Here is a 15215-nt window from a genome sequence, read left to right on the forward strand (position 1 = left end):
TGACTTCAAAATTAATTTAAGAGCAGAAAAGATTTTCCAAAAACAGAGTTATTTAACATCTATAACAGAATATAGAAAAATTAATTTTATAATTTTGGAAAATTTATTTGATCATTATCTCATTTTGGAAAAAATTTTCTTTAATTATTCTGTTTTCAGGACTAGTATCTTTAATGTTGCTAGTTTTTAGCAATAATTTTTAGATTATTTATTCCTAGGAGGGATGTTATGAACGAAAATATTCAAAATCGTTATACATTCTCTATTGATCTTATTAAACAAGCAGGGAGTATCGCTTTATCCTATTATCTCAATAGAAATGAACTAGTGATTGAATGCAAAAAAGGTGATAAGCAAGATCAAGTTAGTATGGCAGATAAATCTGTTGAAGCTAAAATCCGTCAAGCTATCGCTGAAAAATTTCCAGAAGATGGGTTTCTTGGTGAAGAATCAGGCTATTCAGGATTAGATAGTGAGTTTTGTTGGATTGTTGATCCTATTGATGGCACTAGTCCCTTTTTAAATGGTTTACATGCCTGGTGCATTTCTATCGCGGTTTTACATAAAAATGAAATTGTGATTGGGATGGTGTTTGATCCCTTACATAATGAATTATTTCATGCCCAATTAGGCGGTGGCGCCTATCTTAATGATGTTCCTATGCATACTGTGGAGCCAGCAGAAAGTGTTCAAGATGGTTTAGTAGGCCTAGGTATGTCACATCGTGTACCACCAAAAACCATATTACCTTTTATACATCAATTATTAGTTGATGGTGGTATGTATGTTCGTAATGGTTCAGGTGCATTGAGTCTAGCACAAGTCGCTGCTGGTAGATTACTTGCTTATTATGAACCACATATGAATTGTTGGGATTGTGCAGCGGGTATGCTACTTGTGCGTGAAGCTGGCGGTACAGCCAATAATATTTTAGAAAATGATGGCTTGCTAAAAGGTAATTTTGTATTAGCAGCTGCAAATCAACAAGTATATCAACAGCTTGATTTAATGAGAGCAATGTAATAGGAGGATATTATGTCTATTTTTCGTTTCTTTGCAGCATCACCTGCTATTCCATTGAAAAATTTATCAGAACAAGCATTTAAATCAGTAAGATGGAAAAGCTTTTGGGCATTTTCTATTGCTTATGCAACGTTCTATGTTTGTCGTTTATCATTTAATGTTGCAAAACCAGTATTAGTGAAAGAAGGGGTAGTGACGCCAACGGAATTAGGGATTATTGGGGCTGCTATTTTTGTTACTTACGCAGTAGGTAAATTTGTTAATAGCGCGATTGCAGATCATTCACATATTACCCGTTTTCTCTCTTTTGGTTTATTTATCTCTGCTATTTGTAATTTTGCGATGGGATTAAATACTAGCGCGATTGTGTTAGCGGTAATTTGGGGGATCAATGGCTGGTTCCAATCTATGGGTGTTGGACCTTGTGTTGTAGCTCTTTCTCGTTGGTATGATGATAAAGAACGTGGCTCTTATTATGGCTATTGGTCAGTTGCTCATAATGTTGGTGAAGGAATTACTTTTGTTGTTACTGCAGCAGTGATTTCCTATTTTGGATGGAGATTAGGTTTTGCATTCTCAGGTGTTGTCGGCTTATTAGGTATGTTAATTGCTATTTTATGGATGAAAGACTCACCAGCTAGTTTAGGTTTTAAACCTATTATTCATATGGAGAATACAGGAGAAAAATTAGATAACAAAGAAGTATTAAAACATCAATGGGATGTTGTGAAGAATCCTGCAATTTGGTTATTAGCAGTAGCATCTTGTTGTATGTATATTGGACGTTATGGTGTAAATAGTTGGGGCGTTTTTTTCCTTGAAAATGGGAAGGGATATACTACAGTAGAGGCTGCAAGTATTATCAGTGTCAATAGTATTGTTGGTATTTTAGGTACTATTGTATCTGGTTGGTTATCAGATCGTTTTTTACATGGTAAACGTAATATGATGACAGTGGTTGTGGCGTTAATTAACACTATTTCGTTGGCAGCATTTTTATTTGCACCAAGTGGTAATGTTTGGTTCTCAATTATTGCTTTATCTATCTTTGGCATTACTTTAGGTATCCAATTATGTTTCTTAGGTGGTTTATTAGCAACAGATGTTTCACATAAATCAGCATCAGGAATTGCACTCGGTATGATGGGATTATTTGGCTATGCAGGTGCTTCATTAGGTGAATTCTTAACCGGATTTATGATTGATAAAACCACGACTATTGTGAATGGAGCTAAAGTTTATGACTTTGAAAGTTTATCTTATTTCTGGATTGGTGCAGACTTCATGTCAGTAGTTGCGGCAATATTATTCTCAATTTTAGTTGTATTCCAAGAAAAGAGAAAATCACACTAATTTCAACATATTACTTTATGAGTATGCTGCTATGCAGCATCTCAATTCCCACAAAACTTTTACCATAATTGTTGTTAGTAACTGTTTTAGTGCGATAAGGAGCAACAATGAAAAATTTCCTTAATAAATATGGTTTAACACCATTAGTTTTCTTTCAAATTATTCTTATCACAATTAATGCACAATTAATTTATGCATTTTGGGATATTCGGAATAGTGTACCAGGTGGTTTTCCTGCAGCGTTAGGCGTAACAGATGCTCAAGCAGGACAACTTTATTCAATGCAAGGATTGGTCATTATCGTCGGAACGATTGCGTTAGGTTGGGTAGGAGATCGTTTTTCTATTCGTAATATTATGCTGATTTCTACCATTGGTGTAGGGGCTATTTCACTATTTTTGACATTAAACTCACCAGGATTAAGTATGCCTGTTTTATTGGCGTGTTTTTTCTCAATGTTATTTTTTAGTGAAGTATTATTTAAGCCAGCAAATTTTAAAGCTTTAAGAATCTCAACAACAGCTGAACATCAAGGTGCAGTATTTGGTTTCTTTGAGTTTGGACGTGGTTTATTGGCATTTCTAGTTTCTCTTTTGTGGACAGTGATGTTAGCAATGAAATTAAATGCTCATACTATGATGGCAACAAGCTGTATTTTAATTATTGTAACGGGGTTAGTCGTTTATTTTGCAGTACCTAAAGACCAAAAAGTAGGAGATGATGATGCTAGTACATCTTCAACTATGGAAGCAATTAGAGGGGTTGGACACGTTGCAAAATTGCCGATTGTATGGTTAGTAGGTATTAATGTTTTCTGCATTTATGGTTCATTTATTGCAGCGGGAACGTATTTTGCTCGTTATCTACAAGCTGGCTATGGTACTACCGCAGTAGTTGCAGCAGTATTTGCAACAACAGTAATTGCATTGCGGATGCTGCCGTTAGTTTCAACAATTTTAGTAGAGAAAGTTTTCAAATCTACAATGCATTTTATGCGAACATTTGAAATTTTCTTGGCAATTATTTTAGGATTAATTGCTTTTATCTTCTTTACTAATCATCCTGAAGTACAGGCTTATGCACCGGACAATCCTCCTGCAGACTTAATTTCATCGACAATGTTTTGGTTATTGGTTGTATTAATGTTGGTTTGTTCAGCCATTATTTTTATGATTCGAGGTGTTTATTATGCACCAATTGGAGAATTTAATGTACCGAAGAAACATTCATCATCAGCAATGTCTTTTGCTATTACTGTAGGATATTTCCCAGCATTAATTGCCCCAGCTATTTTGGGTAAATTAGTAACTTCACCAGAAAAAGATAGTGCTGGTAATATTACAACCCAGTTCCTAACAGACACTCATATTTTAGCTTCTGCATTTATTGGTTTAGCGGTATTAGCATTGGTTGCTGCATTAATGTCACATCTCATGATCAGATTAAAGCAGAAAAATGGATAAAACTATGCACACTATTTCTTTAGCTAATTGGTTGGCGGCTTGCCGACCAGATCTACAAATTCATCGATTATTTATTCCGGGTACGCATGATACAATGACGGCTGATTGTGATCAGCGTTACTATAAAACACAGGCGTTATCGTTACAGGAACAACTTCAAATTGGTGTGCGTTTTTTTGATCTTCGTCTACGGCGAGAAATGGTCGCAGCACATCGTGAATGGATTAGCGATATTAGTGCAGAGATAATTTTTGATACAATTTTGCAATTCTTAAAGCGCTATCCACAAGAGTTTATACTAGTTCGTTTACAGAATGCGAATGAAGCAAAAGACGACTTTGATGAGTATAAACAAGCGCTGTTAGATAAAATTCAACAATATCAATCTTGCTTTTATCATTGGCAACAAGATCAGCAAACGTTCGTTTTTCCAACGCTTGCGCAAGTGGCTGGAAAAGTTGTCGCTTTAGAATGTTCGCCACCGTCAATGCAAACTTATCTACTTGGTGAGCAACAATGGGCGTTACCTTGGCATCAAAATCCATGGATTTCATTGCAAGATGATTGGGATGGGCCAATACTCGAAGATAAATTTAACGCTATTCAGCATAATGTAGCGCAATCTTGTTTGGTAAAAGATAAATTATTTCTTAATCATATTAGTGCGACTAATGGTGAGTTAGCTTATCCCGATGTTTATGCTCAAGAGCTGAATAGCAGAACAGTGCAATTATGGCAACAAATGTTAGGAAAGCCAGTAGCGGGAGTGCAAATTTATGATTTTATTGATCAAAAAATTGCGGAGCAGGTGGTGAAATTAAATTTTTTACCGTAATCCAACAATCTTTTTTCTATACAAAAAAACACTTTATCTTTGGTGATAAAGTGTTTTTTGCGTCTTAATTAATTTACAGCAATTTTGGTAAATTCATCAAAAAAGGTAGGAAACGTTTTTGCGGTACATTCCGGTTCCAGAATAGTTACTGGCGTATTAGAGAGTGCAACTAGAGCAAAACACATTGCCATACGGTGATCGTTATAAGTGGCGATTTCTGCGTTTTTAAATTGTTCTAAAGCCAATGGTTGTACTCGTAAGAAATCTTCACCTTCTTCGACTTCTGCGCCTACTTTACGCAATTCTGTTGCCATTGCTGTTAAGCGATCGGTTTCCTTTACACGCCAATTATAGATATTGCGAATAATAGTTTCGCCTTGAGCAAATAGAGCAGTGGTTGCAATCGTCATTGCTGCATCAGGGATATGATTCATATCCATATCAATGCCATGTAATTCACCTTGTTCAACTTCAACGAATTCATCGCTCCAATGGACTTTAGCGCCCATTTTTTCTAACACATCAACAAAATGTTTATCACCTTGGATACTATTTTTACCAATGCCTTTTACTTTTACCTTACCTTTAATCGCCGCCGCGGCCAAAAAGTAAGAAGCCGAGGAAGCATCACCTTCAACCATAAAAGTGGTTGGTGATTGATATTGCTGGTTACCTGGAACATGGAAAACTTGATAGTTTTGATGAGAAACTTCCACACCAAAAATTGCCATCATTTTCAGGGTAATATCAATATAAGGTTTAGAAACAAGATCACCAATAATATGAATTTCACTATCCTGTGGTGCAAGAGGAGCTGCCATTAATAATGCAGTGAGAAATTGTGAAGAAATCGCACCACTAATGGCTACTTTACCACCATGTAATCCGGTATTACGAATAGCTAGTGGTGGGTAGCCTTCCTGTTCTAAATACTCAATCTCTGCGCCCATTTGTTGTAAAGCAGCCACTAAATCTTTGATTGGACGCTCTTTCATACGTGGTTCACCGGTTAGCACTATTTCACTAACGTTGCCTGTTTTACTTGCTAGGCAAAGTGCAGCGGTAAGAGGGCGCATTGCAGTACCTGCATTACCTAAAAATAGGCTCAATCCATTTTGCCATTGGAAAGCTCCGCCATTACCTTCGACAACACAAGTGGTTTTATCTTCAGATAATTGGTACTTGATGCCTAAAGCACGTAAAGCATTTAACATATGACGAACATCATCACTATCTAATAAATTCGTGATAGTGGTAGTTCCTTTTGCGAGTGCTGCAAGTAACAATGCACGATTAGATAAACTTTTTGAACCGGGTAAAGTAATCTCCCCATTGATATGGGCAATGGGGTTCAGGGTAATAGAATTCATAAACTACAAACGTCCTCTGGTCAGCGATTAATTGGCTAAAACTTCAGTCAAAGCGTTGATAAAGGCTTGGTTTTCTTCAGGTAATCCGATACTGATACGTAAATGATTTGGCATACCGTAACCGCCAATTGGGCGTACGATAACGCCTTTATGTAATAACGCATTATAAATTGGTAGTGCAGGTTGCTTCAGATCAACGGTAATAAAATTACCCTTAGAAGGAATATATTCTAATCCTTGTTGTTCAAAGAATTGTACTAACTGTTGCATTCCTTTGCGGTTATTGTCGGCTACTTTATGTAAAAACTCTTCGTCATAAATGACTGCGGTAGCTGCTGCTAACGCTAAGCTATTACAGTTAAATGGTTGGCGGACACGATTAAAAAGATCGGCGATCTCTGGATTTGATACAGCATAGCCAATCCGTAATCCAGCTAAGCCATAAGCCTTAGAAAGCGTACGGCAAACGACTAAATTGGCAAATTTTTTCTGTAATGCAAATGATGGCACACGTTCTTGTTCGTCAGTAAATTCGGTATAGGCTTCATCTAAGACCACAATAATATGTGCAGGGACTTTCTCTAAGAAAGCTTCAATTTCTGCACTGGTTAAGAATGTTCCAGTTGGATTATTTGGATTAGCAATATAGATTAATTTAGTTTTATCCGTAATATTTGCTAAAAAGGCATCTAAATCATGACCCCAATTTTTCGCTGGTACAACAACAGCTTTTGCATTAATCGCTTGAGTAACTAACGGATAAACAATGAAAGCGTATTGGGAAAAAATGACTTCATCACCTTCGCTAGCGAAAGTGTGAGCAATTAGTTCAAGTAAATCATTTGAACCGTTACCAAGGGTAATTTGGTTAGCTTGTAAATTAAACTTATTTGCTACTGCTTGTTTAAAATAAAAGCCGTTTGAATCCGGATAGCGTGTAAGTTGATTTAACTCTTTTAAAATAGCTTGTTTAGCAGTTTCTGATAATCCAAATGGGTTTTCATTGGATGCTAATTTCACAATATTGTGAATACCTAATTCTCGTTCTAATTCTTCAGTTGGTTTGCCAGCTTGATAAGGCAATAGCTGCTTCACGCCTTGATTGGCGACGTCTAAAAATTTCATAATATTTCCTGTAATGAATTAATAATTATTGGTTTTCTTGTGCGAATTTATCCATAAAAGCGATTAACGCTTCAACGCCCGCAATTGGCATTGCGTTATAGATTGAAGCACGCATTCCGCCTAATACTTTATGTCCTTTTAAAGCACGTAAACCGGCAGCATTGGCTTCACTGACAAATTTCGCATTAAGTTCATCATTACCAGTAGTAAAGGTAACGTTCATCAATGAACGATTAGCTTCGGCGATATTGTTACGATAGAACGGACTTTGATCGATGTATTGATACAATAATTCTGCTTTAGCACGATTTTTTAATTCGACACTTTCGAGACCGCCATTCGCTAATAGATTTTCAAAAACTAAAGAACAGAGATACCAAGCAAAAGTTGGTGGAGTATTAAACATAGAATCGTGATCACGAAGGATTTGATAATTCCAAACAGATGGCGTGCTGCGGCGAGCTTTGCCAATTAAATCATCACGAATAATGATTAAGGTAATTCCCGCTGGCCCCATATTTTTTTGTGCGCCGGCGTAAATCATACCAAATTTGCTGATATCAATTGGGCGAGAAAGGATATTGGATGACATATCAGCGATTAATGTCGTATTACCAACATTAGGCACATCAAAAATTTCTACACCGCTAATGGTTTCATTTGGGCAGTAATGAACATAATCATATTGATCTGCAATATCACTGAAATCGAGTTCTTTTACTCCAGTTTTACCATCTTGTTCAGTTAGAATATTAATCTCATCAATATCACCAAATAGTCTTGCTTCTTTTGCTGCAGCACCAGACCAGTGTCCACTGGTTAAATAAAGTGCTTTGCCATTTTCAGAAAGGAGATTCATTGGAATAGCGGCAAATTGGCCTCTTGCACCGCCTTGTGCAAATAGAATTTGATAGTTTTCCGGTACGTTAAACAATTTACGTAAATCTTCGATAGAGCGTTTTGCTAATGCCATAAAATTAGCACCGCGATGGCTAACTTCCATTACGGAAGTTCCTAAAGATTCCCAATCAAGTAATTCTGCTTGTACACGTTGTAACACTTCCTTTGGCATCATTGCTGGACCAGCACTAAAATTAAAGACTTCTGTCATAGTTACCTTCTTTATTTTATTCGTTAAAATTTGTCTAGTTTTAACACTAGCGAAATGAATTATCAACGGCTTTCTGTATTGTTTGTTAATTATTGTTCACGCTACTGTAATCTATACGAAAAAGGGTGATATCTTTTTGACGATGCCATAAAAAACCGTTACAGTAAGCGGCAGAATTTTATTTATTACATTAAGAGAGCGTTTATTATGGAAAATGTAAGCAAAAAATGTTTTGAAGATGTTTTGGAGTATGTGCGTATGTATCGTCAAAAGAATAAACTTTTGCGTGATATTGCTGATAATGATCGTAAAATCCGCGATAACCAAAAACGTGTGTTGTTATTAGATAACTTAAATCAATACATCACTGATGATATGTCAGTAGCGGATATTCGTGCCATTATTGCAAATATGCGTGAAGATTATGAAGCTCGTGTTGATGATTATATGATTCGTAATGCTGAAGCATCTAAACAACGTAAAGAAATCAGCAAAGCGATGAAAGAGCAAACTAAATTGCATGCTGAAATGTTGAAAAAAGATAAAGAATAAGTTTGAAAAGAAGCAAAAAGTAAAGGGTCGTAATAACGACCCTTTTTCTTTGATTCTGATAGTACAAATCGTATTAACGTTTTGAGTATTGTGGACGACGACGTGATTTGCGAAGACCCACTTTTTTACGTTCAACACGACGAGCATCGCGGGTAACGAAACCAGCTGCACGTAATGCAGGACGTAAAGTTTCATCATATTCCATTAATGCACGAGTAATACCGTGACGAATTGCACCTGCTTGACCAGAAATACCGCCACCTTTAACAGTGATATAAAGGTCAAATTTCTCTGCCATATCAACTAATTCTAAAGGTTGACGAACAATCATACGTGAAGTTTCACGACCGAAGTAAACGTCGATATCACGTTGATTAATAGTAATTTTACCTGTGCCCGGTCTAATAAATACACGAGCTGAAGAGCTTTTGCGGCGGCCTGTGCCGTAGTTTTGATCTGCCATAGTCTAAACCTCGTGATTAAATATCTAAAACTTGTGGTTGCTGTGCAGCGTGATTATGTTCGCTACCTGCATACACTTTTAATTTACGGTACATTTGACGACCTAAAGGACCTTTAGGCAACATACCTTTAACTGCGATTTCAATCACACGTTCTGGACGGCGAGCAATCATTTCAGCAAAAGTCGCTTGTTTGATACCACCAACGTAGCCAGTGTGCCAGTAATAAATCTTGTCAGTTTTTTTACGGCCGGTTACAGCAACTTTATCTGCATTGATAACGATGATGTAATCACCTGTGTCAACGTGTGGAGTATATTCAGCTTTGTGTTTACCACGCAAGCGGCTTGCGATTTCTGCAGCTAAACGACCTAAAGTTTTACCTGTCGCATCAACTACATACCAGTCGCGTTTTACTGTTTCTGGTTTTGCTACAAAAGTTTTCATTAATTAATTACCAAAATAATAATTTAACACCCTGTGTTCAACAATTTGAACACACCTTTTCGCTCTCAATCAGCACCCCTTCGAGTGTATTTTAAGCATAAAAAAATTACATGGCGGGAAAAACCGATGTAATTAACAGGGTCGCAAGATTATACAGGAAGCAAAATGAAAAAACTATGCTAAATTTTATTTTTCTGTTTTATTTTTTGATTTTTATAAAGGCGTGATAGAGTAGATGAGCTTATTTAATAAAAAGGAGTGAAAAATGACAATTCAAATTTTGCATAATCCACGCTGTTCAAAAAGCCGAGCTACTTTACAATTATTGGAAGAACGACAAGTACAGCCAGAAGTGGTGCTTTATTTACAACATCACTTTTCATTACCGGAATTAAAAGCATTAATGGTCAAATTGGGAATTGATGATCCGCGTTTAATGATGAGAACGAAAGATGATTTGTATAAATTATTACAATTAGATCGTCTTGATCCAACTATTCCAGAACAACAAGAAAAATTATTGCAAGCGATTGTCGATAATTCAGCTTTACTGGAACGTCCGATTGTCATTAATGGTAAACAGGCGAGAATTGGGCGTCCACCGGAAAATGTATTGGAAATTTTATAGCCGAATAAACTCAAATTTGCCATAATACGCACCGCCGCATAGTCGGCGGTATTATTGTGTTAAATTAAATGACTCAAGAAGGAAAAAGTATGAAACAAAACTATCAACACCAACGAGGTGAAATTCAAGAGAGTGCAATCAAAGCACTAGTGAGCGATAAACTGTTTAGACAACGTATTGAACGCAAGCGCAAAGGTAAAGGCAGTTATCAACGCAAAGCGAAACACGTTAAGCACGATTACCAAAGTGCAACAATAAAGGTTCTATTTTAGAGTTTTTATTGTTGCACTTTTTTCTTATCAATCTTTTTATCAATCACTTTTACACAAAATACCCCTTTCTTTTTTTACAAATCTGAGTATCCTAACTGGGTTCGTTTTGCGGACGCTAAAATATAGCAAGTTATGTTTATTTTAAGGTACTACAATATGATGAAAAAAGTTTTCTTAGCATCAATGCTAGCTTCAACTGTTGCATGTGCATCAAATCCATCTCCTTCTACTTACACTAATCCGAATACTACTGTTCATACTTACGAATTTACCAATAGTTATGATCTCGTTGTGCCAAAAGGGGCACAAGGTGAAACCAATTTATGGGTACCGTTACCGTTTAATAACGATTATCAAACCTTGAAATCAATTGAATTTGAAGGGAATTATCGCAATGCGTATATCACCGAAAATAACCAATATGGTGCGAAAACACTCTATTCGAATTGGGGTGAAAAAGCGGATAAACGTATTCTCAAAGTAAAAATGGTGATCGAAACTCAAGATCGTGAGCCAATGGCAGCCGGGTTATTAAAGAACTATAAAGCACCAAAAGAGATTCAATATCCAGTTGATGTGCAAACTTATTTAAAACCAACTGCGCACATTAAAACTGACGGTATTGTGAAAGAATATGCTGACAAAATTGTTGGTAAAGAAACCAATCCATTGAAGAAAGCAGAGCTAATTCACAAGTGGATCGTTAACAATATGGAACGTGATAATTCGGTATTAGGTTGCGGTGATGGCGATGTAGAAAAAATTCTTACTACTGGTGTGCTAAAAGGTAAATGTACTGATATTAATTCAGTCTTTGTTGCCTTAGCGCGTGCTTCTAATATTCCTGCTCGTGAAATTTTTGGTATTCGTCTTGGTGCCGCACCTAAGATGTCAAAATACTCTAAAACCGCTTTTGGTAGTGCAAAAGATGGTGTTGCTAATGAGAATGGTGGACAACATTGTCGTGCAGAATTCTATTTAGCTGGTTTCGGTTGGGTGCCAGTTGATTCTGCGGATGTAGCGAAAATGCGTTTAGCAGAGAAAAAATCAGTTAATGATAAAGATACACAAGCAGTCGCGAAATATCTATTTGGTAACTGGGAAGCGAATTGGGTCGGCTTTAATCACGCACGTGATTTTGATCTCTATCCAGCGCCAGAGTTAAAACCAATTAACAATTTTGGTTATCCGTATGCAGAAGTTGGCGGTGATCCATTAAATTCATATAGTCCGAAAGAATTTGGTTATGAGTTCATTTCTAAAGAAATCAAATAATCAATTTTTAGTGAGTTGTGTTACTGCTGTGGTTGCAGCAGTAACCTCAACCCTTTGTTGTATCGCACCATTGATCTATTTGGTGTTTGGTATTTCTTCTACTTGGCTAATCGAATTAAATCGCTTTGACTATTTACGCATTCCGATGTTGATCCTGTCGTTAGCTGCTTTTGGCTATGGCTTTTGGTTGTTAATTTTTTCTAAGAAAATTATCTGTACCAAATATTTATCGCGTAAATGGTTAATTGCTCTTTATTGGATCGTGTTTATTGTGATTTTATTCTTCCTGACATATCCAACGGTATTACCTTGGTTTTTAGAATAGGAGAAGTGTATGTATAAAAAAATACTCAGCTGTTTATTGTTGGCAATTTCAGTGTTGAATGTGAGTTATGTAAGCACTGCGCAAGCAGCAACAACACAAACTGGCGAACGTGAAGTATCGTTCTATATTAAAGAGATGACCTGCCAACTTTGTGTCTATTTGGTGAATAAAGAGCTACGTGCGCTTGATGGTGTGGTAAAAACTAAAGCCGATATGAATGCACATACAGTAAAAATTATTGCCAAACCAACCGTTACCAATCAACAGCTAATCCAAGCAATCGAAAAATTACACTATACGGCGCAATTGTTCTAATTTTCTTTTCTTCTTATCTTACAATGCCAACAAGATTTTTCTGCAGTACTAAAAAAGGAAAATCTTGTTTTGCTAAAACTGGTACTTGTCTGCAAAAGGATTGTACTTGTCATTTGCTTTTTTTCGCTATTACCATTATTTGTGAAGAAATTGTGTTGTATTTCATAAAAAATTTAAAAAAGAGCGTTTTTGTTGTTAAAAAATTGACAAAAGACTAAAAAATAAGCGTATGATAATAAAGATTAGTTAATTTTAATTTATTTCTATAAGTTACAACAAATTTACTTAACTTTCTTTTTACAACCAATTTAGTAACACAACACAAGGAGCGATTATGAATCATACCTATCGTGTAGTTTGGAACGCCGTTAGGCAGTTATGGCAGTGTGCTGCGGAAAATACGCGAGCTAAAGGCAAATCAGGCTCAGTAAAAACTGTCGCCAATAATCAAATTACCCCCCCCCTCATCAGTTCATTATCTAACTAAATCTCAAAAATTTTCTTTTAATCTCATTGCTACAATACTATTAACTTGTTTGTCATTGCCGGTTTTTGCGGAATGTCCTGATTATATACGTCTACAACCTAATACTACTTATATGATTGATGGACAGTGTAATGGAATAGGCGATGCTCATCCTAAAGTTACTGGTGTAGTTTTTGAAGGAAATGGTAGTTTTTTAACACTTGAAGTAGTAAATGGTTCAGAAATAACCCTTAACGGGAAGATTGATATATTATCCTATAAAGTTATTGCTCATAATGAAAGTACACTAATTTTTGGGAAAAACTTTACTGGTAATATATATAACGATCTTTGGGTGACTCGAAACAGTAATTTAATTATTTCTGGGATAGGAGATAAATTAGGTAGAATAGAGTCTATTAATTCATCTGTAAATATTTTGGGTGGTAAACTGAATATAATAAAACCTGATTGGCAAGGAGATTATGGAGATCAAGGAGCAATTCGAGCCTATAACGGTAGTATAATCACTGTAGCTGGAGCAGCTGAGATTATACCATTTACTGATACTGCTATTCATTTTATTTCTTATCCTCAAAATAGCGCTTATTTATCTGACAGCTATTCTAAACGTCAAATTTTAAATCTTGCAGCAGATCCAGATAAAAGTATTAGAGGGATTATTAGATCAGATGATGAGAGTAATTTGAACAATGGCAATACCTTAATACTTAGTGGTAAGGAGACTTTCCCTCTTAATTTATCTCAATTTGGTAATATTACTAAAGATATTGAGATAACTGGATATTATGCATCAGGAGTAGAGTATACCCCAGGTAAAAAATTTTTTGCTTTCGATACAATTACCAAGGAAGGACCGGGAACTTGGACGCTTTTTGGTACGTTAGAGGAAGGGATTATTACTGGTCATGAAGAGGAAAAGCTATATGCTAATTATCCTCCTAGTACCTTTGTAGATATCACTATTCCGGCAAGTCCTGCCTTTTCTATTAACGAAGGAACTATTGCATTAGCAGCAAATACCATTGTTCATACTGATATGGTGGTTAATCCAAATGGTATTTTGTATTCCCAAGCAGGTGGTAAACAACTCGTTGATTCGCTAGCAATTAAAGGCACTTATCAAGTCGATGTGAATAGCCATAACGATTACAGCCAATTACATAGTACAAAAGATATTGTGATTGAAGAGGGCAGCAAACTTTATGTGTATGCGGATAAACTTCGTGGTGGTGATGATACTTTCTTAAATGTCTTAACTACTGATGGAGAGCTTAAAGGGCGTTTTAATCCGAAAGTAGAAGATAATAGTGCCTTATTCGACTTTACTGCACTATATGAGCCACAAGCGATGCACTTAAATGCCAAAGCGGTTCCAGCTCCAGAACCTGAACCAACTCCGAGTCCTGAACCAAAACCAGGGTTAATTGAACATTTGGTGAAAGAAGCTTGTGATAATTGTTTAACCCCAATGGCGGCAGGTTTAGATAAGATTATTCAAGCCTCAGCTCAAAATGATATTGCTTTAGGATTAATGCCATTAACCAGTGAAAAAGAGGTAGTGAATGCGGTAGAACAACTTCAACCACTATTAGGTATTCGTACCAGCCGAGTAATTATGGAAGCCACTGATACTTTAACCAAAGCAATACCAACAGGACGTTGTTTAGCGGATGCTGGTGATAATCAAGTATGGGCAAAAGTGTTAGGAGAATGGAATGAACGAGATGGCTCATCTGGATTATCTGGCTATCAAGCTACTCATAGCGGTATTGCTATTGGTAGTGAACGTTGTGTCACCGAGAACACCAAATTAGGTTTAACCGCGGGTTATCTCAAAACCGATGCGGATAGTTATGATTCTGCAGCAAATCATAACTTAAAAGCCGATACTTGGCAGGTTGGCGTATATGGTAATACTGCATTAACGCCACAATGGGATATTGATTTTTATGCCGGTATTGGACAAGCCTATTTAGACGGTAAACGCCATCTTAGTTTCTTAGGACGTACTGCAGAAAGTGAGATGAAAGCGAACCATTTCCGTACTGGCATTACCTTAAATAGAGCGTTCCAAGTGAATCCACAGGCAAAAGTCACCCCATTTATCGGCTTAGATTATCAACGAGTTGAGGTCGAAGACTATATTGAAAAAGGAGCAAAAGACTTTAAT

Annotated in this window: 16 protein-coding genes and 1 pseudogene; 12 read left to right on the top strand and 5 right to left on the bottom strand. The window is 36.4% G+C overall.

Going from position 1 to position 15215, the window contains the following annotated elements:
* Positions 1-228 precede the first annotated feature (228 nt).
* From QS62_RS01910 to QS62_RS01925, 4 genes are all read left to right on the top strand, one after another.
* On the top strand, positions 229-1023 hold the full coding sequence (locus QS62_RS01910) for an inositol monophosphatase family protein (protein WP_066105066.1): 795 nt from the start codon (positions 229-231) through the stop codon (positions 1021-1023).
* A 12-nt stretch (positions 1024-1035) separates the two neighbouring features.
* Complete coding sequence (locus QS62_RS01915) at positions 1036-2376, top strand: MFS transporter (protein ID WP_066105069.1); 1341 nt, start codon at positions 1036-1038, stop codon at positions 2374-2376.
* Positions 2377-2483: 107 nt separating this feature from the next.
* The gene (locus QS62_RS01920) at positions 2484-3839 is read left to right on the top strand and encodes an MFS transporter (protein ID WP_066105071.1); all 1356 of its coding nucleotides are present in this window, start codon (positions 2484-2486) and stop codon (positions 3837-3839) included.
* Entirely contained in the window at positions 3832-4674 is an 843-nt protein-coding gene (locus QS62_RS01925) for a phosphatidylinositol-specific phospholipase C domain-containing protein (RefSeq protein ID WP_231923666.1), read from the top strand. Before QS62_RS01920 ends, QS62_RS01925 begins: the two co-directional genes overlap by 8 nt.
* A 68-nt stretch (positions 4675-4742) precedes the next feature.
* Here the strand turns inward: QS62_RS01925 and aroA are convergent, their stop codons facing one another.
* The 3 genes from aroA to serC are packed head-to-tail and all read right to left on the bottom strand — an operon-like array spanning position 4743 to position 8280.
* Positions 4743-6044 carry a 3-phosphoshikimate 1-carboxyvinyltransferase gene (gene aroA / locus QS62_RS01930; protein ID WP_066105074.1) on the bottom strand — a complete coding sequence of 434 codons (1302 nt, stop codon included), beginning with the start codon at positions 6042-6044 and terminating at the stop codon, positions 4743-4745.
* A gap of 27 nt (positions 6045-6071) precedes the next feature.
* Positions 6072-7169 carry a histidinol-phosphate transaminase gene (hisC, locus tag QS62_RS01935; RefSeq protein WP_066105077.1) on the bottom strand — a complete coding sequence of 366 codons (1098 nt, stop codon included), beginning with the start codon at positions 7167-7169 and terminating at the stop codon, positions 6072-6074.
* A gap of 25 nt (positions 7170-7194) precedes the next feature.
* Positions 7195-8280, bottom strand: a complete 1086-nt coding sequence (gene serC, locus QS62_RS01940) for a 3-phosphoserine/phosphohydroxythreonine transaminase (protein ID WP_066105080.1) — start codon at positions 8278-8280, stop codon at positions 7195-7197.
* Between the two features lie 207 nt (positions 8281-8487).
* Here serC and QS62_RS01945 point away from each other — a divergent pair, with 207 nt between their 5' ends.
* Positions 8488-8832 carry a DUF496 family protein gene (locus QS62_RS01945; protein ID WP_066105083.1) on the top strand — a complete coding sequence of 115 codons (345 nt, stop codon included), beginning with the start codon at positions 8488-8490 and terminating at the stop codon, positions 8830-8832.
* A gap of 73 nt (positions 8833-8905) precedes the next feature.
* On the opposite strand, the gene rpsI is transcribed toward QS62_RS01945, so the two are convergent.
* Both rpsI and rplM read right to left on the bottom strand, forming a co-directional pair.
* The gene (gene rpsI, locus QS62_RS01950) at positions 8906-9295 is read right to left on the bottom strand and encodes a 30S ribosomal protein S9 (RefSeq protein WP_066105085.1); all 390 of its coding nucleotides are present in this window, start codon (positions 9293-9295) and stop codon (positions 8906-8908) included.
* 16 nt (positions 9296-9311) lie between these two features.
* Positions 9312-9740, bottom strand: coding sequence for a 50S ribosomal protein L13 (rplM, locus tag QS62_RS01955; protein WP_066105088.1), 429 nt, complete (start codon positions 9738-9740; stop codon positions 9312-9314).
* Positions 9741-10005: 265 nt separating this feature from the next.
* On the opposite strand from rplM, the gene arsC reads away from it, so the two are divergent.
* The 7 genes and pseudogenes from arsC to QS62_RS01985 form a co-directional block, all read left to right on the top strand.
* A complete protein-coding gene (gene arsC / locus QS62_RS01960) occupies positions 10006-10368 on the top strand; it encodes an arsenate reductase (glutaredoxin) (RefSeq protein ID WP_066105091.1) in 363 nt (120 codons plus the stop codon).
* An 89-nt stretch (positions 10369-10457) separates the two neighbouring features.
* Positions 10458-10613, top strand: a pseudogene (locus QS62_RS01965) (alternative ribosome-rescue factor A); the annotation flags it as partial.
* Between the two features lie 186 nt (positions 10614-10799).
* Entirely contained in the window at positions 10800-11915 is a 1116-nt protein-coding gene (locus QS62_RS01970; protein WP_066105124.1) for a transglutaminase-like domain-containing protein, read from the top strand.
* Positions 11887-12240 (top strand): mercuric transporter MerT family protein, encoded by a 354-nt coding sequence (locus QS62_RS01975; protein ID WP_066105096.1) that lies wholly within the window; start codon positions 11887-11889, stop codon positions 12238-12240. Before QS62_RS01970 ends, QS62_RS01975 begins: the two co-directional genes overlap by 29 nt.
* A 9-nt stretch (positions 12241-12249) precedes the next feature.
* Positions 12250-12555: a heavy-metal-associated domain-containing protein gene (locus tag QS62_RS01980; protein ID WP_066105100.1), complete on the top strand. Its 306-nt coding sequence runs from the start codon at positions 12250-12252 to the stop codon at positions 12553-12555.
* Positions 12556-12889: 334 nt separating this feature from the next.
* Entirely contained in the window at positions 12890-13042 is a 153-nt protein-coding gene (locus QS62_RS11845) for an ESPR domain-containing protein (RefSeq protein ID WP_082966112.1), read from the top strand.
* A gap of 112 nt (positions 13043-13154) precedes the next feature.
* A partial coding sequence (locus tag QS62_RS01985; RefSeq protein ID WP_156550032.1) for an autotransporter outer membrane beta-barrel domain-containing protein occupies positions 13155-15215 on the top strand: 2061 nt, incomplete at its 3' end.

It is taken from the genome of Gallibacterium salpingitidis, from assembly GCF_001678495.1.
In the GTDB taxonomy this organism is placed as follows: Bacteria; Pseudomonadota; Gammaproteobacteria; order Enterobacterales; family Pasteurellaceae; genus Gallibacterium; species Gallibacterium salpingitidis.